The sequence below is a fragment of the Spiroplasma cantharicola genome (genome assembly GCF_001281045.1).
GTDB classification, from domain to species: domain Bacteria; phylum Bacillota_I; class Bacilli_A; order Mycoplasmatales; family Mycoplasmataceae; genus Spiroplasma_A; species Spiroplasma_A cantharicola.
The window spans coordinates 810,217-837,134 of record NZ_CP012622.1; the positions used below are offsets into that span (position 1 = coordinate 810,217).

Genomic DNA, 26,918 nt, shown 5'->3' on the forward strand with positions numbered 1-26,918 from the left:
AAAAAAAATGGAATATTAATGTAAAATATATTATTCCATTTTTTCTTCTAATTCTTCCACTTGTTCTTCTAACTCTTCAATATTTTCTTGAAGTTCTTCAATTTTTTCTTGCATATTAATTATTTCTTCACTAAGTAATTCATTTTCATTTTTTATTTCAATAACTGACATTTCTTTTAAATTTTCATTTAATTTTTTATCTTTCTTAAGTCGATTTAATGTAACTTTGTCTTTTATCTTATTTGAAATTATAAAACATAAGATAAATAATGAAGCTGCCATCGCTGATAAATTAGCACACCCAACTTGTAAGTCAACAGGTTCTTTAATAAAAGCATATGTAGTTCAAATACATGCATTTAAAAAAGTTAGAAAAAACATAATTGGTGAAAGTGCTTTTGTATTTTTAGTTACGCACACCTTTATTACTTGAGGCAATAACATTGAAAAACTTGTTGCAAAACCAATTCACCCTAATATATCATTTGCAAGCAATTTTGAAGATGATGTTAATAGCATAATAAAAATCTCCCTTATTTATTTATATTAACAAATAAGTGTAGTTGAAGCAATATTAACAATCAATTTCTTTATAGTTAACTTTCCAAAGCCTTATAGATAGCTTCCATATTTATTGGTAATTTAAGTAAATTTTTCAAAGGCAAATTATTTTTAATTAAATATAGAAATAGAAAATTTAATTGCTTAAAATTTTCAATTGCTACAACCAATGAATTTTCTTCTTGATCATATTTAAAAGACTTTATATCTTTTTTTAATAAAAAACTACGAAAATCTTGTTCTTCAAATTTTTCACTTATACACACTTTATATTTTGAATATATATTTAATTCCTCTGCCGAACCATTAAAAATATTTTTTCCATTATCAATAATTATAAAATCATCAATAATATCTGCAATTTCGTCAATATTGTGAACAGTTACTATTATTGTTTTATCCTGCCTTTTAGCTTCCATTAATATGGTTTTAATTTTATTCCTTCAATAAGAGTCTAAATTTGCCCCAGGTTCATCTAAAATAATAATTTCTGGATCCTTAATAAAGCATAGTATTAAATTCATTCTATTTTTCATTCCCCAAGAAAAACTTCTAATTGGTTTATCTTTTGATTCCCAAATATCAAAATACTTCATTCAATATTCAATTCTTTCCTTAGAAAACTCTTTTTTTAAGCCCATCATTATACACATGTCCAATAAAAATTTATAGGCACTTACAACATATAAAGAAAAATCCATTTGAGTATAATAGCCTACTCTGCTATTTACTGAAAAATATTTTTTCTTTTTTCTAGAAATATTTTCAATTCTAATATCACCTTTGAATTCTTTAATTATTCCCAGTAGAGAATTAATAACAACAGTTTTTCCACTTCCACTACTTCCAAGCAAAGCAGTAATTCTTCCCTTTTTAATTGAACAGTTTAGAGGTCCAATAACTTTCTTTTTGAATTTTTTTAAATAATTTTCAAATCTTATAATCTTTTCCATTTTTTTATCCTGTTAAATCTAATTTTTTAAATTTGCTTTTAGCTACATAGTAATTAATAAAGGCAATAATTGCTTGAAAAATAACATAATAGTATGGAGAAATAAAATTATTATATGTTTCTAAGTCTAAATGATCATTTGTATCAAGTTTAAATGTATAGGTTGGTTGGGAAATAAATAAATTATCTTGCTTATTAAAAAATATTTTACTTGAACTTTCAGGTTCAAATCAAATATCATCATAGCTTCTTCCACCAAAATATGTATAATTTTGTAGCATATTTGAAAGAAAGTTAAACTGAAATGATATATTATATGTCGATCTGGACTTAATGTATTTTATTCAGTTATTATTTTTAATCACACTACTGTTTTTAAATATAACTATATTATTTGTATAGCGAATAAAATAGTTTTCCAAAATTCTAGCACTTAACATTGTAGGAAAAAATAAATCCTCTTTGATTAAATTATTTATCTTCTCAGCTTCCAATTTTAATTTATTATCAGAAAAAGAATAGTGGCTTTGATATATTTCAATTAAATTCTTATCATTAAGTAAAATCTTATCTTCAGTTGGTTTTGTTACATTTTTTATATAATTTTTATCAATATTATCTTTATCATTTAAAAAAATAAATGCATCAAATAAATTGTAAAACTTATCTTGAAAATTATTATTTAAGTTAATTATCAACTTTGTGAATTTAATAAACTCATTAATAATTTCTTTTTTATTTTTATCATAATTATTTGTCTTAATTTTTTCTTCTAATTCATTAACTGTCAAAAATTTATATTTTAACTCAAATTTTAATTGAATATTATCTCCTCTTCATTTTAATAAAGGAGAGTTATTATTTGCAGAAATTATTTTTGTAGGTTTTGTTAATGCAACTACTTGCTTTTTCTCCTCTACAATTCCTAAATCTACTCAAAAATTAATTCTTTTTTGAATGCTAGAAGCATTATTAAAATTATTTTCAATTGAATTAGGATCAGTTTCAAATTGGTTATTTATAAAAGTTTTGTATATTTGCAAACTCAAATTTGAATATTTAATTTTTTTGTTTATAACATGCTTTTTAAGATTAAAAGAATCATATATTTCATTAACAGATATTGCTGTGTTTACATTTTTATAGGAAAGAATTACACTCTTACTTTCTTCACCTTGTATTAGAAATGTATAAGGAAGATTACTAATAAAAGAACTAGCTAGTATCAATGTTGCTATAATTGTAGATACTTGTATATTTGCAAATAATGATATTAATAAAAAGAAACTAATTAAAAATACACAGCTTATAAAAGCATAAAATAAGTATGTTGTTGTAATTCTTATTAGAAAGAAATTTAATTGTCTTACAAAAATTAAATTAGTAAAATTTATTAATAAATATGCTATTAATAAATTTAGAAAAATTAATAGGATAAATGAAATAAACTGGTAAGTAAATAATTTTGACCTAGATAATTGTTGTGTGACTATAATATTTAGAGTTTTATCATCACGTTTTACAACATAAAAATATTGAGACAATCGCAAACATAAAATAAATAATATTATAAAGATAGATAACAAAAAATAATAATCAAAAATCAATAAAAAACCACTATTATCTTTTTGAATAACTGAATAACATGCTACTAATAAGGAAAATAATAAATATAGTCCATTAAAAATTATAAAAGACCGTTCTTTTATAATCGATTTAAAACTATATTTTATTATTCATCTTCCTGGTATATTTTTTTTCATTTTTAATAGAATTTATTATATAAATTTAATGAATTCTTTAGTACCCAATGTTTTTGAACCTAAGGTAATTTGGTCTAAATCAATATAAAAATTAATATATCCTAAGTTAAATAGCATAATACTATTATTTATATTTTCAGTTCCGTTATGTCATTTCAAACTAACACCATTTTCATTTGTAATTCAAGTAAAGTCAGTATAGTTTCAAACATTAGTTGCGGACGCATTTTCCTTTTTTTGAAATCCGATTACATAGTTTGAGCTTTCAGGTAAATTTGCTTTGTTTAACATTTCCATTCTTTCCTCAGTAAATGAAAAACGATCACTTAAACCAAAGTTCAAATAAAAATTATATGAATGATGATAGTCTCAAGTAGTTGTTTTATTTTTTTCTATAAATTTAGTAGTTAATTTTGAACTATTAATAATCATTAAAAGATCTTGTTCACTATTATATTCTGGATATGTGTAATTATAATTTACACCCATTGTTTTATGTCAAACTTTTAAACTATTAACTGAAAACTTAGCCATATTGACTAAAACCTTACTAGTTGATTGTTGAGTATCAATTAAATAATTAACAGCTATTCTAAAATCTGGTAGTTCATGAATATAACTTCCATCTCCTAAATTAATTGATAAACCAGTTAAATTAACATATCCAAGTGCTAATGAACTTTTAAACTCGTTGCTTTGAGTAATAGTTGAATCTTTTGGAATTGATAATTCTTTTAGAAACTCCTCTTTTAAAGTAGCATATGCACCTTCTCAAGTTTTATAATTATTATTTGTAAAATAGTTATTAACTAAAGATTGCTGAGTTTCTGGTCTATTTGGATCATTTCTAAATACTGTATTTAGAAATAATTTTCCCTCATCGTCTTTATAGTTAAACTTAGTTGAATTTATATTATTATAACTTTTAACAGTATTTGCTGCGTTAAATAAAGAAAACTTGTTCATCTCAGAAGATTTATAAATAAGATCTCCTTCAAATGAAAGTGGTAATTTACTACTTATTTCATTAAAGTAGTTGTCTTTAATGAAATAAGTAATTGAATTTTCAAATCCATTATTTTTAGCATTGTCTTGAAAATATTTTTTAAATTCTTCATCATATTTACCATAACCATCTGATTCATCTTTAGAAGCGTCTTTAATTTCATTTCATTTTAAATTAGTATGTTTTTTATCTGCTGCTGCTTCAGATAAAAAATAATCTTTAACAATATTTTTGTAGAAATTATCGCTACCTTTTTTTAAAGCTTCATTATTTGTTGAAGTATATTTAAAATTATCATTTATATCAAAAGTCTCAGTATCATTAATTCCCATATATTGAATCTGAACTTTATAATTACCTATAACATTTCCTAAGTATACTGTTTCTTCTTCATAAACTTTAATTACTAAAGATTCTCAATCAAATATAACATTTTTAATTATAGAGTTAACATCATTTAAAAGAATCTTATATTTATTGATAGTTTTTAATACATTTAATGATTTTGTTAATTCCGAAATATCTAGAACCTTATTTATATCTATTTGTAATTGCTGTAGGTCATATGGATCTATTTCCTCAGCCTTCTTTCCTTGATATTGCTTAATTTTATTTTTAGTTAAAAACTTATTCTTAACTTCCATTTCTGGTAAGCCTATTAAATTTTTATAAACATTATTTTCTAAATGCTTTTTAAAAATTTCATTAGTATCATTTTTTAATTCTTTAATTAATTCACTATTGTCATCAGGTGGCTTTGGACTTGTATTATCTTTATTTCCATTACCACAAGCTACTACAGTTATAGTGCTTGTTGCTACAAGACCTATACTCCCTAATAAGCTTAATAATTTTTTCATTTTAAACCTCCGTGATTATTTCAAATAATCACGATTATCTTATTTTAAAAAAAAAAAAAAAAAACAATAAAAAAGTGTAACATATAAAAGTGTTTATAAATTTTAAAGAGTTTTATAGTTTCTAAATTAAAAGTTAATAATAAAAAATATAGTTTCTTAAAAAAATAAAAAAGGATTCTCTCTATAATTAGTTTGAAGCTATATTTTATAATTTTGATATTTTTTTAAATATTTAAAAGAAGACATATCATTAAAATTTAAAATGTTCTATTTAATAGTTTTACAATTAAGAGTTTTAAAAATCAGAATATTTATTAATTATTTTTTTAAACATAAATGATAATTCTTTTGTATTATCTTTATCAAATCCCATCTCTTTTTCATATTCATTTACTCAGTAAATAATATCTTGAACTACTTCTTCACCCTTTTGAGTTAAATAAATTTCATTTTCATTTGCTCTTGCAGAGATTCTTTTAACAATATAATTATTGTCAAATAAAGATTTGATGTTTCTATGCATAGTTGAGGTGTTTGTATTTGTTAAATCAGCTAATTCTACTTGACTAATTCCTTCAACATTTTTAATAAACATTAAGTGTAGATACGCTAATGGATAAAGATCAGAATACTTTTTTAACATATCCTTACTTATTCTTTTACTTATTATAATAATAACTAAATTGCCCTTAACTAGAGTACTTAAATTATCTAAATTATATTGCTTTTTCATTGACACCTCACTAATAAAGTTATAAGATTATCTTATTTCAAATGAAACAAGTAAGTTTATTTGAAATAAATGATTTTATTCAAAATAAATCATTTTATAACTATTAAATATTATAAAGAAAAAAGAAAGGAATTGGAAAAATGGTTATTAAAAAGAGAAAAAAAGTGGAACTTTATTCTCATTTATTTCAAGCTATGAATAATAAAAAAGTTTTAACTTTTTTAATGTTAACTTTGACAATTTCAATTGCCTTATTATTTATATGAAATATTAAAGCAATTGAACTTATTACAGCGCTGTTAGTATCTAAAAGTGTACTTGATTCTATGCAATCAATTAATACAAATGATATATATGAAATAGTTCAAGAGATTGGACTACAAATTACTCCTGAACAATTAGAGAAAATATTGGCAGGCATTTCTCTAGGTTCTAATGTATATGAACAAATTATTCAAAAGTTTTTTTATGATTTTGTTTATTATGATGGCAGTAAATTGCATATCAAAATTTTAGGAGGAGATTTTAAATTATTTACCCTTGCCTATTCAATGATTGTTGATGTTATTGTTGTTGTTATATTATCTTATTTAAATTTCATTGTAAGTGGTTATATTGCCCAAGCATATGAAAATCAGTTAAAAAGAAAATTAATTAATAAAATAATTGATCAAGATTTAGATTATTTTAATGCAAATAAATCAGGTCAATTAATATCAACTATTATTAAAGATAGTTCAATTGTTGCTTCATTTATTAAAGAAGCACCAATTATTTATTTATTATCAACAGTTACAATATTGTTTTCAGCTATCTTAATGTTTAATATTAGTTGAAAATTAGCATTATGTGTCTTTGGTTTATTATTAGCATTTATGATAATAATCTTTATTACTATTTTAATATCAAATAGAGCTACTCGAAAAATAAATAAAATTACTCAAAACTTGGACAATGATATTAGTGAAAAAATTTACAGTATTAGATTAATTAAATCTATGGGAACTTTTAAATATGAGAAAAATCATTTTGATAAAATGATTGAAAAAGTTTCAAAAAAAGAAAAAAAGAAATTCTTAGCTTCAGAGATTCCTTCTGCATTAATAATTGGGGGAATTGGAAGTTTCTCAATGGCTTCAATTATTTTTGGAGTATTTCTATTTTACAATAATACACAATCTTTAATAAGTATTATTACTGCCTTTACAACTGGTGTTATTGTTATGACAATCCCAATCATGCAATTAAGACAAGTAATATCAGCTGTCCCCCACGCTAGAATTTCAGCCAATAACGTTAGTGAGATTCTAAAAAGTAAAATTGCTATTGAGAAATTTGAAACAAAAGAAATTAATGAAGAAATTAATTCAATTGAATTAAAAAATATTGGGTTTTTATATCCTAATACTGATAAACATGTTATTAAAGACTTAAATGTTTCCTTAGTTAAAGGAAAAAAATACGCTTTTGTTGGTCCTACAGGAAGTGGAAAATCAACAATAGCCAAATTATTATTACGTTTCTATGATCCACAACAAGGTGAAATTTTAATTAATAAAAAAATAAAATTAAAAGATTTAAACTTAAAATCTTGATTAGATAAAATTGGTTATGTTGACCAAGAACCTCAAATATTGAGTGGAACAATTTTTGAAAATGTTGCATATGGTTTAGAAAATAAAACTCAAGAAGAAATTATTGATGCTTGTAAAAAAGCAAAAATGCATGACTTAATTATGCAATGACCAAATCAATATGAAACAATTTTGTCTGAACGTGGTTCTCAACTAAGTGGTGGTCAAAAACAAAGATTAGTAATTGCAAGATTAATATTAAAAAATCCAGAAATTCTAATATTGGATGAAGCAACTAGTGCACTTGACAATATTGTAGAATCTGAAATTCAAAAAGAATTAGAAAAATTGATGAATGGAAGAACTACAATTTCAATTGCTCATAGATTAAGTACAATTAAAAATTTTGATGAAATTTATGTACTAGAACAAGATAAAGGAATAGTTGAAACTGGAAACTTTGAAAAATTAATTTCAGTTGAGGGATTATTTAAAACTCTTTATCAATTATCAAAATAGTTTATTAAAAAAGCAGATTACATTAATCTGCTTTTTTAATATTTGATTCAAATAATAAAATATCTAGTTTTTCATTTAAATCTTCATAATAGTCTTTCAATTCTTTTTTTCTTTTAGGTTCATATAAACAAAAGGCTAATACAGTTCCAAATAATGGTAGTCCAATTGTGGCAAACATTATTCCTCAAACATCACCCTTGCTTACTATAATTAATCCTAAAATAAGGAAAAACATACCGAATAAAATTAATGCTAAACTTATTGCTAGATTCATAATAATTTTTTACCCTTTCTAATTAATAAATATATTTTATATTATTTTGTAACTACTATATTTTATAAATTAAAAATATAAATATATAAAATAAGTAGTTTTAAAAATTTACTTATTTATTATAAGGTCAATTATTTTCTATTACTACTTTTTAAAATTGTTATTAAAGAGATTTACTAAAAAATTATTTCTAATCATGAGGTGGATAATTTCAAATATCTATTTCATAATCAATATCACTTGGATCATCATTTTCAAAATTCATTGCTTGAATTGAAACTCCAAATGTAGCTTCTTCATTGTAATAAAACTCATTGAAGAAACTTCATAAATAATTTGGATGATTATTATATCGATTTCTAATTGCAGCATTGATTTGATTTACTATTAAGTTTTGTTCTTCAATAGTGTATTCAAAAAATTGAGGTGCTGCAAGCATTAATAGTTCTCTTACTATATTTATAAGCGGTGTGTTGTGATCAGAACCAATACAAAGCATATTGGCAAGTGCATTAAGAGCTTCTCTATTTAAATAAATTTCAATTCCTCAATAACCTCCACCAAAATCTTCATAAATAATTCTTGTTAAAAACGGACTTCCACCAATTGGAGGAAAAATTCTTTCATTTACAAAATTTAATTCTTTATCTGAGATTTTTTTATTATATAAATTTTCAATTTCAGATAATTCAACGCTATTAAAAAATGCTATTTTATCATTTAATTTAAAATTAAATGTCATAGATGTTTCTTCAAAAAATGAAAAATTGTTTTGAAAGTTATGTGTATTTTCAACTAGAATATCATACTTATATTTAAATTCTGAGTTTTGTCTAAAAATTAATTTTACATCTGTTTCATTAATTAAAAACATTGATGGGAATAATTCTTCATAATAGAAATCTTGATAAAGTTGTGCATTTAAATAATATTCTTCTTCATCAGGATTACGCACATCAATATCATAAGTCTTTAATAACTGCTGGGGATCTGACCCATTAAAGATTCTTGAATAATTATATTTTTTATAAATTTGATTATTTTGATCAATTAAAATTCCTTGCATTTCAGCATCAGGAAAAGAAATATAATTAAACTTCTCTTTAAAATTTCAAATATCAAATCCAAATCTTGGAATAGAATGATAGCTCATTAATCCCTGAGTTTCAACAGTTTTTTTCTTAAAGGGTTCAGATAAATTAAAAGCTTTACTAAATTTTATATCTGAATATATTTCTTGTTCTAAAGGTTGTCTTTTTGTTGAATCAAAGACTCCTACTTGTATACTATTTACTAATCAGTTTTCTTCTAAACTAACTTCATTATATTTTATCTCTTCTACTTTTATAAAAACTCCACCAACTTGATTATTAACATATTTAAAACCATGACTAATTATGGCTTTTGATATAACTTCCTTGGCTTTTGTATTTGTACTGTAAGAAAAATCTAAAATAGAGTTTGATAAAAATTTTTCAATATCACTATAATCTAATTTTGAATTAGCATTAAAGGCATTGTATAAAAAATTAAGAGTTCATTCATCTAAAGTTAATTGACTAACACGTGATGTTAAATAACGATTGCTATATGCTATAAATTCTTTATAGCTTGTTATAACATCTGAACAATCACAAGAACTCTTAGTATCCTTTTTATTAATTTTATTTGATATTTTAATATTTTCTTTTTGATTTACTAATCAAGAGTTTTGAAATAAATTAACTGTTGATAGTGAAAAAATTCCAAAAAGATTTAATAACTTTTTCATATACTACTTATAATTTCCTTTTCTTTCATAACCCACCCAAACTCCCTCACTTCATAATTTAACTATTTTATTTTATATGTATTTATAAAATAAAAATATGTAAATACAAAATTTAAAGTACTTTAATGATTATATTATTAATATGAAATAAAAAAATTTAACTATAATGTTAAATTTTTTTAAAACTTATTTATATAGAATAATCTATATTTTTAGAGATGTAATTCGTTAATAAATTTTTTTATCGACATAACAGAAATTTTATATTTTTTAATAGTTTTTTTTAAATAGTTTGATAGGTCATAATCGTCATCAAGAATAATTAATTTTTCACACTTAAAATCTAATAAATTTTCATAACTCAATATTTGCCCTATTGCTTTGTGAATTTCTGAACTAGCAGATTTTATTTCAAAAATTAAATTTTTATCGCCCCTACTTGCATAAATATCAATATGTGTTAAATATTCTGGAAAAACACTATAGTTAAACTCCTTTAATTTTTTTGCAAGGAAATCTCTCATTTTATTATGTCTTAAACTAAGATTTGATTCTCTTCTAATGTCTATTAAGTTTTTATTATCAAGTTCATTTTTTCCTATTTCATTGTCATCTGATTCATTATTTCCTAATTTATTACTTTTTAATGATTCTCCATATTGAATTGTTAAAATTTTTTCAAGCTCTTCTTGATTAATCTCATGATAAATTTCTCTTGTCAATTTATTTATATGCAAATTAACTAAAGTGTAATTAATATTATTAATTACACCACCAAAGAATCCACCAAAAAGAAAATTTTCAAAAATAGCTTCATCATCTGTCTTATTTTTATTAAACATTGTTAAAGGAGTTTTTTTTCCAAAACTGAAGCACTTTTCATTTCTATCTTCATCTAATGAACGTAAAGAAAAATAAATATTTCCCTTGATTCTATCTTCTTTGAATTCTTTTATTTTATTATAATCAAATGGATTCTTTTCGAATAAGTCAACTGCTAGTGTGTTTTCTAACTTCTCAACAAACAATCAAAATTTATTAACATCAATAAAAAAATTACCCATTAATACAAATGGCTTCTCTCTATGAATTTCAAAATTGTCTTTAAAATCAAAGAACTTTAAAAGCTCATTAAATTTTTTTGCTGGTACTGTCGGTGCCCTCATATTATTTGTCTTACTTTTTTCATCAGCTTTAAATTGTCTATTTTTATCAGGAATGCTTTTTGAAGGCGTTCACACTATTTCATTTTCTGTAATGTTAAATTCATTTGCCATATAATTATTTCTCCTATAAATCTAAAACTTCTTTAATAAATTCTTCAGCACTATATGATTTTATTCTATTAGCATCCACATTATATTGTACTTTTTTTATTCTTTCATCAAGTTCTTGTTGATTAATTAATGGGAAATCCTTTTTATCAAATATTCTTATTTTTATCTTATCAACATTAATTTTATAATCAAGATTTCTAGGATAGTCTTTTACTATTGAAGAAAGATCTTCAATAAATTCTTTTAAAAATTCATTTTTTGAATTTATAAATTTTGAAATAAAGTACATAATATTTTTACCATTACCATCTTCTTTAAAAGATACACCTGCTAAATACGGATTAGTATCGCTAATCTGATCTAATTTTATCAAATAATTATCTTTAAAAATAGAATTTGCCTTAACTTCTAAATATTCTTTTTTTTCATTTATATAAAAATCAAATTCCATATAATCTTTTCTATGTCATCACATTTCAGCATTTGGATAAATAGAGCAAAACTTGTCCAACAGTATTAGTTCACCAAAAAAGCCAAATAATTTTTCCTCTTTTAAAATTCTTTTTTGCCTTTCAAATAGATTTTCACAATCTTTAATAATTGAGTAAAGATTGTGATCAGGTCTTTCAGACATAAGATTTTCTATTATTTTAAAAAGTTTCAAAGTCATTTGTTCACTAATTAAATTATCTCCATTAATTTTATTAATTTTTATAATTTCTGTTATATAGGAATCAATCTCTCCTTGTTCATTTGAAGAGGCATTAGTACAAAAATATTCTCAATACTTATAATTTTCATATTTTTTTTCTTTAATCAATTTATCTGATTTTTTTTCAATAATTAAATCACCAAAATCATTTTTTAATAATCTTAAATTAAGTTCAATATTCTCTTCAATGAATTTATAATTTAACACTTTTTACCTCCACTTGTTATATTAATATAATCAAATTTCTTATTTTTAACTTCTTCTATTAAAGAAGAAGTTATTAAAATTACTCCATCTTTATTTTTATAATCTAATATTGTTTTATTTAATTCTTCTATTTCCTTGTATGCTTCTATGTCTTTTTTTGGAAGAAAAATAGTCATATAATTTATATACATTTTTCTATATCCAAATCACCTTGCTCTTTGAGCATGAGTATCTGCACTTATTTTATTTTCTGGAGAATTACTCATAATTTGAACTAATAAATATTTGAAAGTAAACCCTCTTGAAATTAGTGAACCTCCAATAATAATTTTATTTGAAAATCCATTACTCTTATACTCATTGCTTTTTTTATTTAAAATTATAATATTTGATTCTCTATTTAATTCTTTAAGAATTTTGTTTAAATAATTAAAAATTAAGTCTTCATCATTAATTTTAATCCCTTTAGAAATTAAATAATCTAAGTCATCTTGAAAATAATTTTTTCAAGTATTAAAATTCATCATTCTCTTTATATCCATTAAGCAATTTTTTACATTTATTTTTATTTCATTATGATTATCAGTAATTTCAGATATGTTTAATAACAACTCAAAATTTATTTTATTTTCATTATTAGTATTATAGACTGCATTTGAAATTAAAAATCTCTTTATGGCTTTTATAAAATTTTTAGATAAAACATTCTCATTAATTTCTTTTCTAATATACTCTATTTCCTCATAATGTTTCATTGAATTAAAGATATTAATTCCCATATAATCATTATTACTTACTAGAGGGAAAATAACTTTAGGTTTAGTATCTTCGCTAATACTATTAACAATATTTGCATAAGGTGTTGCTGTATACATCAATAACTTATTTAGCTTTGAATGATTAAATATTTCTGAAATTAAACTATATATTTTTGTACTCTTATTTTTTTTATTAGAGTTTATAGAACCATAATCAGACTCATCATCAATTAATAATATTTTTTTATCTTTTGTTGAAGCATTAATAATTTTATTACTAATAAGTTCAAGATTTTGTCTTTCTTTCATAGTATTAATTAAAACTACACATTTATCTTCAAATAATGAATAAAAATCAACACTTTTTATATTTTTATTATCAAGATAAATCAAACCTTTATCTTTTACTTTTACTTCTTCAAATCTTTCTTCTGTTTGCTCTAAAAGAATTGTATTTGTTCCACCTAATAAAATTACTATATCAAAAAGTCTATTTTCTATAACATCCGAAATTACTTGCAGGATACTCTTTGTTTTTCCAGATTGAACTTCACCAAAAACAAGTGCACTATTAAAATTCAAAAATAAATCAAGAATATTATCACTATCTTTTTTATTTTCTAGAAAATCAAAATTATAGTCAATAAGAATTTCTTTAGACATTGATACATACCCTATTAGATATAATAGATATTATTCTTGAAGGAGTCTTTTCACCCTCAATTTCCTTTTGCAATTCAAAAAAGATACTATTAACATTTTTTGACTCTTCTGCAACAGTCTCAAGATTTTTAAATACAAAATCATTAAGAACAAAAATTATTGCAAATTTATACATTTCAATAACTATATCAGATGTAATTGCATCATTTAAAATTGGCTTTCAAATTGGATGATTAGAATTAAGAGTTATATCACAATGATCTTTTGATATTCATGAAATATCAAAAAGTGTCTCTTCATTTTTCCTTGAATCAGAAATATCAATTTCTACTTTTATAAATTTATCCCCATTTTTAACTAATGAAACTGTGAAAATAGCTGCCATATTTTCATTATTGATAAATTCATTTTTAATATAATTTGAATTAAAAGAACCTTCTGTCCTATTTTTTAAATTATTATCAACTTTTTTTTCGTGCCTTATAGTTTCATTTTGTGCACTCATATAAAGATTTAAGATTTTATCATACTTGTTCATATGAGACTTTATTATTTCATTAAATGCCAATCTTGCTTCTTCACTTAATCATTGTATCCCTGATTTATTTGATGTTAAATCTAAATATTTTCTATCGCCCTTTTCATCTTTTGCCTCATATAAATTATCAATATTTATATAACCAGTTCATCTTCTTTTTTGATTGTTATCTCCAGATATATCATCATCAATTAAATCTTGAACATAATTCGCCATACCTGTTCCTTTTTCATTTGGACTACACATTATTGCTCTGTTGGCTTGGTATAAAGCAAACCCTCTGTATTTTGTATAATTCTGAGGAAAACCTAAATAGGTTTTGGCTATTTCATGATGCGCTAATATAGATATTTCTCCTGTTATCTTTATACCATCTAATATTTTGGTGTCTATGACTCAAGTAAAATTTTCACCATTTAGCATTTTTCCAACAAAGTCTTTTAAAACAGACTCATCTATTTTACTATTTTCTTTTTTATCTTCTTTTAATTTATTTAGGAAATTTTTACCAAATTCTTCTATATCTTTTACAATAAGTTTATTTGATTCAACTCCAATCTCTGAAAATAAATTTGTATTTTCAATTAAAGGTGATGAAGGTTTTAATTTACTTGATATTTCATTTATACCCTTTTCGCTTGCATTAATCTGAATATCCAAACCATCTTTTAAATAGAAAAGATATCTAGTTTCTAAACTTTTAATCATTTCCAAAACTCTTTTAGGAGTAAGTTTTCCAGTTCTTAATTTACCAATTTTTATAATAGTTCCATGATCAGAATCTATTTGTTCTGTAAGTATTTTATTATTTCATTCTTCTAATTGGAATCTAACAACTTGATCTTCTGTGCTCTTTATTTCTTCAATATCAATATAAGTAGCTATTCCAGTGTTACTTCCTCTTGAAATTGTTTTTATTTCAAGTCTTCTTCCTATAAAAAACGCTGATTGTTTTAACCCAACACCATAAATATTCAAATTTGAATCTTTGTGTTCTCTATTAGAGTTTCCAAATAAAAGACATGAATAAAGTTGATCTTCATTCATACCATTGGCGTTATCAATAATTTCTAAATAATAGTTATCTTTAATATCTCTATTTATATTTAAATGGATTTTTAAACCTTTAACAGTTTGTTTTTTATTATAATTTATATTTAAGTAACTAGATATTGAATTATCAATTAATTCACAAATCATCAAATAGTCATTTGATGGAAAACTTGAATATTGCTCAAGTGTGTGATAAGTCATTTTTGCTTCCTTTTGTTGAAATTTCATTTTTATTTTCCCCTTTATTTATTATTTTCTAGTAATTTTTCTATAACTAAACCTATTGCTTTTGACATTTTTGGAGGTACTGCATTTCCTATTTGAACTAACTGTGCACTCTTATTTCCTGAAAAAATAAAATCATCTGGAAATGATTGAATTGCTGCCAACTCTCTTGGTGTTAAAACTCGTGGCAGTTTTGGGTGAATATTTACTCCACCATGATTTTCTTTTATTGTACAGGAAGGCTCATTTCAAGGTGATTTTTTTCAAGAATCAGAGTAATTTTTATATAATGATTTTCCCTCTTCAAGTAAACTTAATTTTCTTTTCATATCTTCACTGTGCTTTGTAAAGATATGATTTATAGTTTGATCTTCTGGTACATTTATAAATCTTTCAATTTCTTCTCCAAGAGTTTTATAATTCTCTTTTTTGAAAATAGGTTTAGGAAAAGCATTCTTCTTACCTAATCTATTTGCTATAAAAATAACTCTTTTTCTTCTTTGAGCTACACCATAATCTGCAGAATTTAATGTATGTGCTGATATTTTATAACCTATATCTTGATAATCTTTAATTATTTTTAGTTCAATTTTTCCATCTAACATGCTTCTTAAACCTTCAACATTTTCCATTACAACAATTTTTGGTTTGATTTCTTTAACTATTTTTAACATATCAGTATATAGTGAATTTCTTTCATCAACAAATATTCTATTTCCAGCTAAGCTAAAACCTTGACAAGGAAAACCACCAACTATTACATCTACATCATTTTTTAGTCCAAAATCAATTACTTCTTTTTTAACTTTGCTATCTCTTATATCTCTGTTTTCAAGTTTTTCATTTGGAAATTTTTTTGAAAAATTATATTCATAGGTAGAAACAGCTGTTTCTACAATTTCAACCGACGAGATTGGTTCAAATCCTGCCATAACAAGACCACAAGACAAACCTCCTGCACCAGAAAATAAATCAATAAATTTATACCCATTTCTATACTTATGTTTTCATCCATCCCTTTTATTGAAATCCCTTTCAATATCTAACATTTCAAAATCATCCATTTTAATATCTTGATTTATTGTTAACTGATTAGGTTCATTTATTTCAAATTTATCTTTCGTTTTCTTTCATTCTAAGTAATCATTGTGATGTATTTGATTTAATTTTCCTTGATTTTTTGAAACTTTGATCTTATTTGCTGCTATTAATCTTCTAATAGTTTTTATGCTTTTATTTTCTTTTAAAGCTACATCTTTAATTGTTAAAAAAAAATTTTCCATGTGTTTCACCTTTAAAAATTATATGGTAAAAACATGGAAAGTGGACATTTTTTTAAAAATTAATTTTATATGAAATTGGTATTAAATGTTTTTTTCTAAAATCTGGATATTCAAATTTTATAATTTTAACATCTTTCTGATTCTCATTTACATAGTAAATTAAAGATTTTGAACTTTCAAAAAGGTCTCATTCTCTTTGACTAATGTAAATACTTTTATTATTAATATTTTGAGATGATTTTACTTCTATTCTTTTAATTTTTCCATCTGGAAAATAACTTAGAACATCAAATCCATCGCCATCTGTATCTAGCTTTTTTACCATTTCTGCAAGATCTATTCTATTTTCATTTATAAGACTTTTCTTTTCAAAATATACAACATGATCTTCAGCTTTATCTCCATTTAAAATTTTATTGCTTAAAATTTTCTTATGTTTTATTCTACTAATTTTAGTATCTCTTGTTTTTTCTTTGTCTATTATATTAAATTCTTTTAAATTAAGTGGAAAATCTTTAGAGTCAAAAAAACTATAAGAATAATAATTATCAATAACTTCTATTATATCTTTATAATCTTTTTTAGAATCTTTCGATAATATATCAATATAATTATCAGGATTTGCAAAATTAAACTTTCAGTCCTGTTTAATAAATTCAAAAAAATTTCTAACTTTTAAAAAATAATTATTAAATTCTTCAAAATTTGATTTTTCAATATTTAAAAATATTGAAATTGGCGAACTTTTTGCATAACTAGTTCCCCTATCTCACCCATTATTTTCAAATGCTTTTGGGTAAGAATTTTTTCAATTCAAATCCTTAAAATTATTATTTAAATAATCATTTAATACTTTTCTATTTTCTACAAGTAACTCTCTACCTCTTTTAGTTTTTATTAGTTCTTCTGTTTTTTGGCAAATATTTATTGTTAATCCATTCTCCGAAGGATAAAAAATTATAGTCATAAATAAATGATTTGTTTCATCTATTCCAATTCATGGAGTGAAAGTAATATTTGCTTGACCAATTGATAACTTTACTTTATTTTTATCTAAGTTAAAAAATGAAATTATTTCATTTTTAACTAATTCTAATATTTGCTTAACTTTAATAGACTTTATATCGTTTACTTTTAATAACGGTTTTATTTTAGCAATATTTTTAAATTCCTTATTAAATTCCAAGATATTCTCTCAAATCATATTAATACCTTCTCTATATTATTTTTTAGACTGGTGCAGTTTCCAATATATGAATTTTAAAATCTCATATTTTTTTATTTTTTATTTTATTCAATAAGATTTAAAAAATTAAAAGAAGCTTATTTTCTTTAAACTTTATTATAATTAATAACCTTGTATTTTCCATATAGCTTATTAATAGATTTTAAATCAATCATATTTTTCTAGTAAATTATAATAATTATACTTATATTTTAACATTCATTGAAATTTTATTCAAATAAACTAACTTTTTTTAAGAAATTATTCTAAAAAAGTATTAACTTAAATATACATATATACAAGTTTTTATACATTACAACGTTTCTTATATAATTCATAAATACACTATTTATTTCTCTTTAAAATCTTACTTAATTAGTATCACCTGTTAAAAAACAAATTTTTTTATCATATAAGATCATTTTCTATAAAAATTTATATTAAGTAAAATAATTAATAGAATTAATTATTATTTTCTACCCAAATAAAGATTACTTATATAGATATCTTCTATATCTTCTATAAGATAATTATTTTTTCTAAAAAAGTCACTTTCAAATTTCTTTATTATTTGCAACATCTTATATTTATTTTCATTTTCAGAATAATGCATACTTTTATGACAATTAGGGCAGAGGCTTACCATATTATCTAATAGGTCAAGATTAATTTTATAAACTGGTGCCAAAGAGATTGGAACTATATGATGCGCTTCTAAATACATATTGCCATCTTCTGTATAAAAAGAAAAATGATCTTTCGAAAAAAAGCACTTATATTGATCTCTTTCATATGTTTGCTTCACTAATTTTAAATCTCTTTTAATTTTTGAATAATTAACATAATTTAATTTATCTATATATACATTTTCATTTTCACATTCAAAAAAATATATTTTTAAATCATCCTTAACATCAATATAATTTGATACGTAACTAATAATAGAATCTGGTAATGAGTAATTTTTACCATCTAAGTCTAAAATATTTAAGTCTACTAAAGAATTAATAACTCATGTACAAAATTTATCATATTTTTCTTCTTTTTCAAAATTATTAATTAGTAAGTTTTGTAAATCAGATGAGTTTTTAATATATGGTATTGAATACTCCATTTCCCTTTTAGAAATATTTTTTTTCTCAAGAAATATTCTAAATAATATTCTAAAAGGAAATAAAGATAATTTAACTTCTTTTGTTGCTTCATTAGGATATGAAACTTTTAATAAAGAATAAATAAAATTTTCCTTCGCCATTTCAAAATTACCCTTTGAATATTCATCTATAAATCTTTTCCCCTCAAATGATAATTCTATATATTTTTTATTAGTTCTCTTAATTAGTTTTAAAAAGCCATAAAATAAAAGCGGTTTTCAGAAATGTCTTACATTAGAATCGTTTTTATCAAAATTATCCATATTTTTTATTAAAAAAGATATAAGTTCCTTTTCAAGAAATTTATTTAATTCAATAGATTTTCTTTCCTTAAAAAAAATTAAAATATAAATTGTTCTATCCCTAGTATATGTATTCTTATTTTTTATATCACAAAAATCATAATTAAATATTTTTGAATTTCCTGGTGCCTGTCATTTATCTATTTTTTGTTGTTTTTGCATTTTTATATCCCCTTGGCATTGTTTCTAATAACTTCTGTGAAAATTTTGGGGGAAATGATTCTCCTAAAACATTTCTTATCATATTTTCTGAGGCTCATTCTGGAATATTTCAATTATCAGGTAATCCGGTTAATCTCATTAATTCCAAAATAGTTAATACTCTTGCATCAGAATAAGTTCCATCCTTATTAATTCTACCAGGATGCACATTATTTTGGCTTGATACTGCTCCATTGCACATTGTAATTGTAGGACTTGGCTTATTCCAATCAATTCTTTTATATGTAGTTGAAAAACCCTTTATTCTTGAGCCATCCTTTTTTATAGGAAAATGAATTCTATTTTTATGAGCGCTTTCTCCTGATGGTGTATTTCGCATTCACTTTATATGATTATCATTGTGGACTTTTGCTTTATGATATTTTATTCCACTGTCTTGTCCTGATTCTAATGAAGGTAAATCGCCTATAGCTTCTAAGACAGTTATCTTAGAACTTTTATTTGGGAATTCTCATAATCTGTACTTTGATACTAAAAAAATACTTCTTCTTCTCGACTGTGGTGTTTCATAATCTGCTGCATCTAGAACTCCAAAATTTACAAAATACCCCATTTTTTTAAAAGAATCAAGTAAATAATCCTTAATTAATACGCTTTTTGAATTTATTGTAATTGGAAATTTTAACATCCCTGCTACATTTTCAATAATTATATTTTTTGGTTCTACTTTTTTAACAAATTCTATAACATATTTAACTAGTTGATTCCTAATGTCATGAGTATCCATTTTACCAGCTATGCTCATACCCTGACAAGGAGGAGTAGCTAATAAAAATTCACAATTCCTCTCTTTATAAATATTAACTAATTTATTAAATATTTTTTTATCAGTTATATCACCGCAAATTACTTCAGAGTCAGGATAAATATGTTTATAAAATTTTGCCCTGTTACTAATTAATTCATTTGCTGCTATTATTTCAATACCACTTTCTTTAAAAAAATATTCGCCAATTCCTACATTAGAAAATAAACTCATTCCCTTCATAAATTAGTAAACCTTTCTTTTAAATAAAAGTAATTATATTATTCTATTTAAATAATTACTTTATATATAATAACTCATTCCTAACAGTTCTACAATTTTATTTTTTAAGATTTTATTCGTTAAATTTACTATAAAATTTTATAATAAAAATGTAGATTTCTCTACATTTTACAACATCCTAATAAAGTTGAATCATCTAAGTCTTGAGCAAATTCAAATTTTGTTTGATAGCCAATATCTTCTGTTACTTCGATTACTTTTTTAAAGATTTCATTAAAAAAGTCTTGATTAAACATAGCAACGCTACCTCCAATTACTATTATTTGAGGGTTAAAAAAGTAAATTGATGTAGATATTAAACTTATAAATTTCTCTTCAATCATTGAAAAGAAATCATTAACTATTGGATTATCACCTTTTTTATATAATTCAAAAGCTTGTTTGGTTGAATTAACTTCAACTCCTAATTCTTGTAATTGTAAGCAAATATTTTTACCACTTGCTAAAAATTCAATTCCACTTCTTTTTGAGTTTTTATTTTTATATATTGGTAAAGCATTCGCTATTTCTAAAGCAGCTCCACTAAAACCTTCAAAGATTTTTCCCTCATTAATAAATCCAGCACCAATTCCTGTTGATATTGTAAAGTATAAAAGTGAGTGTAAATTTTCTCTTACAGTAAATTGACCCAATGCAGCTACATTACCATCATTGTTTATTTTGACATTTTCAATTTCAAATAGATCTTTAAATTCTTTTAAAATACATCTATTATTTCAATCAGGCAAATTATAAGTAGTTAAAATTGTCCCTCTTTTTAAATTTAAAGGTCCTGGACAACAAAGTCCTATGAAATCAATTGGTTCATTTCAACTATCAACTATAGTTTTGATTTTATTTAAACTTTTTTTCATGTTATTGCCATCAGTGTCAATAACTTGTTTTTTAATTATTTTATTATTTTCTATTAAACCAAATCTAATTGAAGTTCCACCAATATCAACTGCTAATTTCATATTTTAATACCTTTTCTTTCTTAATACTTTTTAAAAATAAATGTAATAGTTTTAACATTAAGATTAGTTTTATTGCCATAATTGACAATGAATACTCCATCATTAAAACCAACACTATTTAGTATATTACAAAACTCTTCACACCCGTATCAAGATAATTTAAATTCTTGACTTTCTTTTAATTGCTCATTAATATAATACTCAATTTGATTAACTGTATATTGTTCAATTCAATTTATTTCCTTGCTTAAGTTTTTAACAACTATTTTTTGACCATTAATATTGTGACTAAATTCATGATTACTTCCTGCTTTAAATTCAATTGGCATTATTAAATCAATGATAAGTGTTCCCTTTTCTTTTAATGATTGATAAAAATTTTTTAAAACTTTTATAGCTTTGTTTCTTGATTCCAATAAATTAAAACTAGCATTGGGAACTATAATATATTCATAAGTATTTAATTCAATATAATTTTCCAAATCTTGACAAATTAATTTTCCTAATAAATTTTCTTTTTCTAGATTTTTTTGACAAATATTGATCATTTCTTGAGACTTATCAATTCCAACAATATCCACTTTATATTTTAAAAGTGGAATGTATAATCTACCATTTCCCACTCCAGCTTCTAAAACTTTGCCCTCAATGGGTAAAAGTTGTGATTTATAAAAAGCTAAATCTCCATCAATACTTGTTCCTGGAGGCTTGGTAAAGTCATATATTAAACTGCTTATTTGTTTATAGTGATTTTCCATTTGATACCTCTTATCTCTTTAATTATATTTCAAAATTATCTAATTAAAAAGAAAAAACCAACATTTAGTTGGTTAACTTATTTAATATATTTGCCAATATCACTAACTGATTTGATCTTAATTTTACCAGCACTAAGCGCTAAAGGAGTTGCTGAATTCATTACAAATGAATTTTCAAAACTGCTCAACATTTCAAAGTCATTGTCTCCATCACCACTTACAACAATATCATTGTTAGCAATATTATATTTATCTTGTAGGTATTTAATTCCTAAATGCTTTGAAACATCTTTGTGCATTATTTCTAATACAAATGGTGCTGTTTTAACAATTTTAATACCTTCTATATTTTCAAATAATTGCATTATGAAATCAAAATCTTGAACATGAGCATACAATGAAATATTGTTTAATTTTTCATTTTCTAATATTTCATCCATAAAATCTTGAAAACGATCTTCAACACTAAATCAATGAGGAAAAACCAATGTCTCTTTAAATCTGGGAATTACTTCATCAATACCAGATATTATATTAGTATTTTTTGTATCAGAAATTTTAATCCCACATTTTTTATGTAATTTTGTAAGATTTTCTAAAATTTTTTTTCTTTCACTCATTGGAATTGAAAGTTCATAAATCGATTCATTATTTTTAAACATTGCAGCTCCATTATTTGTTATTCGATATTCTACTTCAAAACCCTTTTCCCTAATTATTTCATCTAACTCTAAAAAGCCCCTACCTGTAGCGATGACAAATTTATTATTTTTTGTTCATTGTTTAATAAATTTTTCATCTTCAAGAGAAATTTTATGATTATTTTCTCTTAATGTCAAAGTGCCATCAAAGTCACTAATTCATCATTTCATTCTTTTTATCTTTTCCTTTCGCTATTATTTTATGACATTTTAATAAAAAATAAACCACATATTAACTATTTTTTGAAAGTTAAAAAATGATTTATTGATACAAAATTACTGTCAAAAAAGTAATTGCTTATCTTAAAAATTGATAATTATCTTCAAAGATACACTAAAGTATCTGCAGGTTTTTGACACCCACAAGTTCCACAGTTTTCTTTTGATTCTTTAAATTGGATTTTTGCAAAACCATCGTTCATTTCACCTTTTTGTAAAGCTTGTGTTAATAACTCACCTTTTTGTAAAGCTGCCAAAACAGTTTTTCCTTGTTTTAATTGATTGTCAATTTCTCCAAAGTCTCCATTTGTTATTTCAACAACATTTTTTAAGTCTAAAGCCATATTTTTCACCTCCCTTATTTGTTATAATACTACTAATAAAAAACAATGTAAGTAGGCACTTTAAAGTAACCTACTTAAAAATGAGGTAATTAAGAATGCAAACATGTCCTGTGGAATTTAGTTTATCAATTTTAAAAAATAAATGAACAATTTTTATTATAAGAGAGTTATTAACAACTGAAAAAAGATTTAATGAATTAAAGCGAAACATTCCTGGTGTCACTACTAAGGTTTTAACTGAAACTTTAAAACATTTAGAAAAGATGCAAATAATTGATCGTGAAGTTGAAGAAACAATTCCTTTAAAAGTAACTTATTCATTAACCAATTTAGGCATAAGCTTAAAACCAGTATTGGACTCTCTTTCTGATTGGGGAGTTAAAAATTTAAATAATGCTAATTAAAGAATAAAAAAACCTAAGATAATTTAGGTTTTTTTATTCTTTAAAACTAACCGTGGTTTGTGTCAGTTGAACACATTTGACAGTTAGCACAGTTATCATCAAATTCACATTTACAGTTACAATCTTTGCAATCTTTTGTACATTCCATGAATACTCACTTCCTTCCAAATAAATTATAATCTATATCTATATTAAAGTTTATTTCTTTATAATTTCTAAAATTAATTCACTAATTTTTAAGCTACCTTGCTTCAATATTTGATTAAATTGCTCTTCATTACTACCATTATTAATATGATCACTTACCACTTTTAGAGCTATTATTGGCTTTTTAAAAATATAAGCTGCTTGATAAAAACCAAAACATTCCATATCAAAAACTGATATAGAATTACTAATTGGAGTTATAATCTGATCAACTTTTTCTTGTGAATTTATAAAAATATCACTTGAGCAAATATCAACTTGTTTAAAACTTTTAAATGAATTTAAAAGTTTTTCATCTGATAAATAATATGCTTTCATTCCAGGGATTTGTCCTAATTGATAGCCAAATCCCCTAGCATCAGCATTACCTAAATATGATTGTTTTATTATAACGGGTTCTAGTAAATTTAAATCGCTTGAAAATGTCCCTACTAAACCAGCATTAATAAAGCAATCAATGGCAAACTTTTGATTAACATATGTAAAGCAACTTGTAGCATTTATTAAACCTACTTTTGAGATGGCAATATAAATATTGTCTTTTTGATAAATTTCAAAGTAATCATCTTTTATTAATTTTGCTGAAAGTTCTTTAATTAAACTTTCAGCTTCATCTTTCATAGCAAATAAAATGGCATATTTTTTCATTAGTTTTTCTCCATAATTCAAAAATTATAAGCTTCAGTTAAACCTTTACCAATAGTTGTTTTAGAGTGTTTTTTAACAGCAATTTCATATTGATTTTTAAGTAACTCTTTAAAACCAGTTAATAAATCTGATTTTACAAGTGCTCTTAATCGCTCAACTCCATCATAGTCTCTTTCTGATGAAATCTTATCTGCACAAAATACAATCATATCAAGTATGCTCATATCTTTTGACCCTACAGTATGATTATAAACTGCTTGAATAATTTCTTTATCACTAAATAGTCAATCATGTTTTAAATGAAATGCCCCTACAAATGAATGTCATGTTGGTTTTGGCTCTTTTAATAATTCTTTATTATACTTTTTAAGATATTCTTTCATTTGAGGCTCACTTCACCTTTTTGCTATGTCATGAAGCGTTCCAGCAATCAAAGCCTTATTTAAGTCATAGTTATTCAATCTTGCTAATTCCATTGCCATTTGACCCACATTTAATGAATGAAAATAACGTTTTTCATCCATTTTATTTTCAACTCTTTCATATAAATACATTAAATTATTATTAACATAATCATTGACTTCTTTAATTTGTAAGTTTAAATCAACAAGATTTCTTATTTTTGTAGAACTTAAAAAGTTATTTTCAAATTCAAAAGTTTGTAAATTATACTTATCAACAATTTTTTGATTAAAATCTTTTTTTCTTAAAAATACTTTAAAATCTATTTCCTTGATTAATTGATTAAAATGGTCTCACTTTTCAAAATTATCTAATTGATCAGAACCCATTACAAAAGAAAAACTAATTTCAGGATATTTTGTTTTGTAATATTTGACTGTATCATAGGTAAAACTTGAAGTTTGCTTTGAAATTTCATAAGTTTTAACTTTAACATAATCAAGATCTTTTACAGCTATTTTTAACATATCCAATCTTTGAGTAACACTTGAAGTTGAAAGTGTTTTAAAAGGATTAACATAAGCTGGCATTATTCAAACTTCATCAAAATTTAAGTTCTCTTTGCAACTCTTTATTATATTTATATGGTCGCTGTGAACTGGGTCAAAACTTCCTCCAAATAATGCAATTCTTTTCATCATATTATCCTTTACTAATTAATTCTTTTAAATATTTTCCTACACCATTATTTTCAATAGTGTCAATAACTTTTCAAGCTGCTTTTTTTAGCTTTTCACTTGCATTTGCAACAGCTAATCCAAATGGCATTTCGCTTACCATTTCAAAATCATTATTATTATCACCAATTACATGAATATCTTTTAAATCAACTTTCATAATCTCTGCTCATTTTTTAATACCTGTTGCCTTATTTATTCCTTTAGGCATAGCATCAATTAGAAATCTTGATTGAATAATAGTTGACGGATAATATAAATTCTTTGATTCAAGATATTTTTTTAAATTATTAGCCTTTTCAAGTTCTTTTGTAAAATCAAGTGAGTACATTACTCTAATAATTTTATGAGTATCTTTTTTAACATCTTCCAAGAGTTGATGATAATTTTGGTACAAAATAAAATCTGGCTGACAGTCATCTGGATAATGACCATAAAGTTTTTTATAAGTTTTAATTCTTTCTGCAACAGTTAATGAACATACGCTTGTTGGTGTATATAAAGAAATATCCAAGTCATGTTCTATTGCATAATTTATTAAATCAACAATGATTTCTTTTTGCATTAAATGTTCATAGTAAACTTCTCAAGTTATTGGATCTAATACAACAGCTCCATTTGAACAAACTACTGGCAATTTAATATTTAATTGTTTAATGTAATATTTGATATTTTGTAAAGATCTTCCAGTTACAACAAAAAGTTTATTTTCTGATAAATTTTGATATTCATTAATATTATTAACTGTTTCATCTAATATTTTAAAGTCACTATTTTTAACAATAGTTCCATCTAAATCGCTTCCAATATAAGGTAATTTCATAACATTATATCCTCCAAAGTAATTTTACAATATTGAGTA

The 26,918-nt window shown here is 23.4% G+C and carries 24 protein-coding genes; 2 read left to right on the forward strand and 22 right to left on the reverse strand.

The features are described 5' to 3' along the window. Positions 1 to 30: 30 nt before the first annotated feature. The 5 genes from SCANT_RS03500 to SCANT_RS03520 all read right to left on the reverse strand — a co-directional run bounded on the left by SCANT_RS03500 (position 31) and on the right by SCANT_RS03520 (position 5,875). Positions 31 to 519, reverse strand: coding sequence for a SemiSWEET family sugar transporter (locus tag SCANT_RS03500; protein WP_053946344.1), 489 nt, complete (start codon positions 517 to 519; stop codon positions 31 to 33). A gap of 77 nt (positions 520 to 596) precedes the next feature. After that, on the reverse strand, positions 597 to 1,514 hold the full coding sequence (locus tag SCANT_RS05290) for an ATP-binding cassette domain-containing protein (protein WP_083434221.1): 918 nt from the start codon (positions 1,512 to 1,514) through the stop codon (positions 597 to 599). Positions 1,515 to 1,518: 4 nt separating this feature from the next. Then, entirely contained in the window at positions 1,519 to 3,276 is a 1,758-nt protein-coding gene (locus SCANT_RS03510) for an ABC transporter permease (protein WP_053946345.1), read from the reverse strand. A 15-nt stretch (positions 3,277 to 3,291) separates the two neighbouring features. Then, positions 3,292 to 5,142: a lipoprotein gene (locus SCANT_RS05330; protein ID WP_053946346.1), complete on the reverse strand. Its 1,851-nt coding sequence runs from the start codon at positions 5,140 to 5,142 to the stop codon at positions 3,292 to 3,294. Positions 5,143 to 5,437: 295 nt separating this feature from the next. Continuing rightward, entirely contained in the window at positions 5,438 to 5,875 is a 438-nt protein-coding gene (locus SCANT_RS03520; RefSeq protein ID WP_053946347.1) for a MarR family winged helix-turn-helix transcriptional regulator, read from the reverse strand. A gap of 140 nt (positions 5,876 to 6,015) precedes the next feature. Here SCANT_RS03520 and SCANT_RS05530 point away from each other — a divergent pair, with 140 nt between their 5' ends. Then, positions 6,016 to 7,968: an ABC transporter ATP-binding protein gene (locus tag SCANT_RS05530; protein ID WP_053946348.1), complete on the forward strand. Its 1,953-nt coding sequence runs from the start codon at positions 6,016 to 6,018 to the stop codon at positions 7,966 to 7,968. A 22-nt stretch (positions 7,969 to 7,990) separates the two neighbouring features. Here SCANT_RS05530 and SCANT_RS03530 read toward each other — a convergent pair whose 3' ends face one another. From SCANT_RS03530 to SCANT_RS03595, 14 genes are all read right to left on the reverse strand, one after another. Further along, complete coding sequence (locus SCANT_RS03530; RefSeq protein ID WP_053946349.1) at positions 7,991 to 8,242, reverse strand: hypothetical protein; 252 nt, start codon at positions 8,240 to 8,242, stop codon at positions 7,991 to 7,993. Positions 8,243 to 8,432: 190 nt separating this feature from the next. After that, complete coding sequence (locus SCANT_RS03535; protein ID WP_053946350.1) at positions 8,433 to 10,013, reverse strand: hypothetical protein; 1,581 nt, start codon at positions 10,011 to 10,013, stop codon at positions 8,433 to 8,435. Positions 10,014 to 10,225: 212 nt separating this feature from the next. Beyond that, on the reverse strand, positions 10,226 to 11,290 hold the full coding sequence (locus tag SCANT_RS03540) for a hypothetical protein (RefSeq protein ID WP_053946351.1): 1,065 nt from the start codon (positions 11,288 to 11,290) through the stop codon (positions 10,226 to 10,228). 13 nt (positions 11,291 to 11,303) lie between these two features. Continuing rightward, positions 11,304 to 12,209 (reverse strand): PD-(D/E)XK motif protein, encoded by a 906-nt coding sequence (locus tag SCANT_RS03545; RefSeq protein WP_053946352.1) that lies wholly within the window; start codon positions 12,207 to 12,209, stop codon positions 11,304 to 11,306. Continuing rightward, entirely contained in the window at positions 12,203 to 13,630 is a 1,428-nt protein-coding gene (locus SCANT_RS03550) for a Z1 domain-containing protein (RefSeq protein ID WP_053946353.1), read from the reverse strand. The genes SCANT_RS03545 and SCANT_RS03550 overlap by 7 nt, the downstream gene beginning before the upstream one ends. Next, positions 13,623 to 15,449 carry an ATP-binding protein gene (locus SCANT_RS03555; protein WP_053946354.1) on the reverse strand — a complete coding sequence of 609 codons (1,827 nt, stop codon included), beginning with the start codon at positions 15,447 to 15,449 and terminating at the stop codon, positions 13,623 to 13,625. The genes SCANT_RS03550 and SCANT_RS03555 overlap by 8 nt, the downstream gene beginning before the upstream one ends. Positions 15,450 to 15,463: 14 nt before the next feature. Next, positions 15,464 to 16,729, reverse strand: a complete 1,266-nt coding sequence (locus SCANT_RS03560) for a DNA cytosine methyltransferase (RefSeq protein ID WP_053946355.1) — start codon at positions 16,727 to 16,729, stop codon at positions 15,464 to 15,466. Between the two features lie 52 nt (positions 16,730 to 16,781). Continuing rightward, on the reverse strand, positions 16,782 to 17,933 hold the full coding sequence (locus tag SCANT_RS03565; RefSeq protein WP_053946356.1) for a protein NO VEIN domain-containing protein: 1,152 nt from the start codon (positions 17,931 to 17,933) through the stop codon (positions 16,782 to 16,784). A gap of 490 nt (positions 17,934 to 18,423) precedes the next feature. Further along, positions 18,424 to 19,572, reverse strand: a complete 1,149-nt coding sequence (locus SCANT_RS03570; protein ID WP_053946357.1) for an HNH endonuclease — start codon at positions 19,570 to 19,572, stop codon at positions 18,424 to 18,426. Continuing rightward, on the reverse strand, positions 19,547 to 20,620 hold the full coding sequence (locus SCANT_RS03575; RefSeq protein WP_053946358.1) for a DNA cytosine methyltransferase: 1,074 nt from the start codon (positions 20,618 to 20,620) through the stop codon (positions 19,547 to 19,549). Before SCANT_RS03575 ends, SCANT_RS03570 begins: the two co-directional genes overlap by 26 nt. A gap of 161 nt (positions 20,621 to 20,781) precedes the next feature. Continuing rightward, positions 20,782 to 21,636 carry an ROK family protein gene (locus tag SCANT_RS03580; protein ID WP_053946359.1) on the reverse strand — a complete coding sequence of 285 codons (855 nt, stop codon included), beginning with the start codon at positions 21,634 to 21,636 and terminating at the stop codon, positions 20,782 to 20,784. A gap of 20 nt (positions 21,637 to 21,656) precedes the next feature. Further along, a complete protein-coding gene (locus tag SCANT_RS03585; RefSeq protein ID WP_053946360.1) occupies positions 21,657 to 22,394 on the reverse strand; it encodes a class I SAM-dependent methyltransferase in 738 nt (245 codons plus the stop codon). 77 nt (positions 22,395 to 22,471) lie between these two features. Next, on the reverse strand, positions 22,472 to 23,266 hold the full coding sequence (locus tag SCANT_RS03590) for a Cof-type HAD-IIB family hydrolase (protein ID WP_053946361.1): 795 nt from the start codon (positions 23,264 to 23,266) through the stop codon (positions 22,472 to 22,474). Positions 23,267 to 23,412: 146 nt separating this feature from the next. Beyond that, a complete protein-coding gene (locus tag SCANT_RS03595) occupies positions 23,413 to 23,658 on the reverse strand; it encodes a hypothetical protein (RefSeq protein ID WP_053946362.1) in 246 nt (81 codons plus the stop codon). A gap of 95 nt (positions 23,659 to 23,753) precedes the next feature. On the opposite strand from SCANT_RS03595, the gene SCANT_RS03600 reads away from it, so the two are divergent. Continuing rightward, positions 23,754 to 24,062 (forward strand): winged helix-turn-helix transcriptional regulator, encoded by a 309-nt coding sequence (locus SCANT_RS03600; protein WP_053946363.1) that lies wholly within the window; start codon positions 23,754 to 23,756, stop codon positions 24,060 to 24,062. Between the two features lie 198 nt (positions 24,063 to 24,260). Here the strand turns inward: SCANT_RS03600 and SCANT_RS03605 are convergent, their stop codons facing one another. Genes SCANT_RS03605 through SCANT_RS03615 form a run of 3 tightly spaced genes read right to left on the reverse strand, consistent with a single transcriptional unit; the run spans position 24,261 to position 26,879 of the window. Further along, a complete protein-coding gene (locus SCANT_RS03605) occupies positions 24,261 to 24,917 on the reverse strand; it encodes a 5'-methylthioadenosine/S-adenosylhomocysteine nucleosidase family protein (RefSeq protein WP_053946364.1) in 657 nt (218 codons plus the stop codon). Then, positions 24,917 to 26,020, reverse strand: coding sequence for a nicotinate-nucleotide adenylyltransferase (locus tag SCANT_RS03610; RefSeq protein ID WP_053946365.1), 1,104 nt, complete (start codon positions 26,018 to 26,020; stop codon positions 24,917 to 24,919). The genes SCANT_RS03605 and SCANT_RS03610 overlap by 1 nt, the downstream gene beginning before the upstream one ends. 1 nt (position 26,021) lies before the next feature. Next, complete coding sequence (locus tag SCANT_RS03615; protein WP_053946366.1) at positions 26,022 to 26,879, reverse strand: Cof-type HAD-IIB family hydrolase; 858 nt, start codon at positions 26,877 to 26,879, stop codon at positions 26,022 to 26,024. Positions 26,880 to 26,918 lie beyond the last annotated feature (39 nt).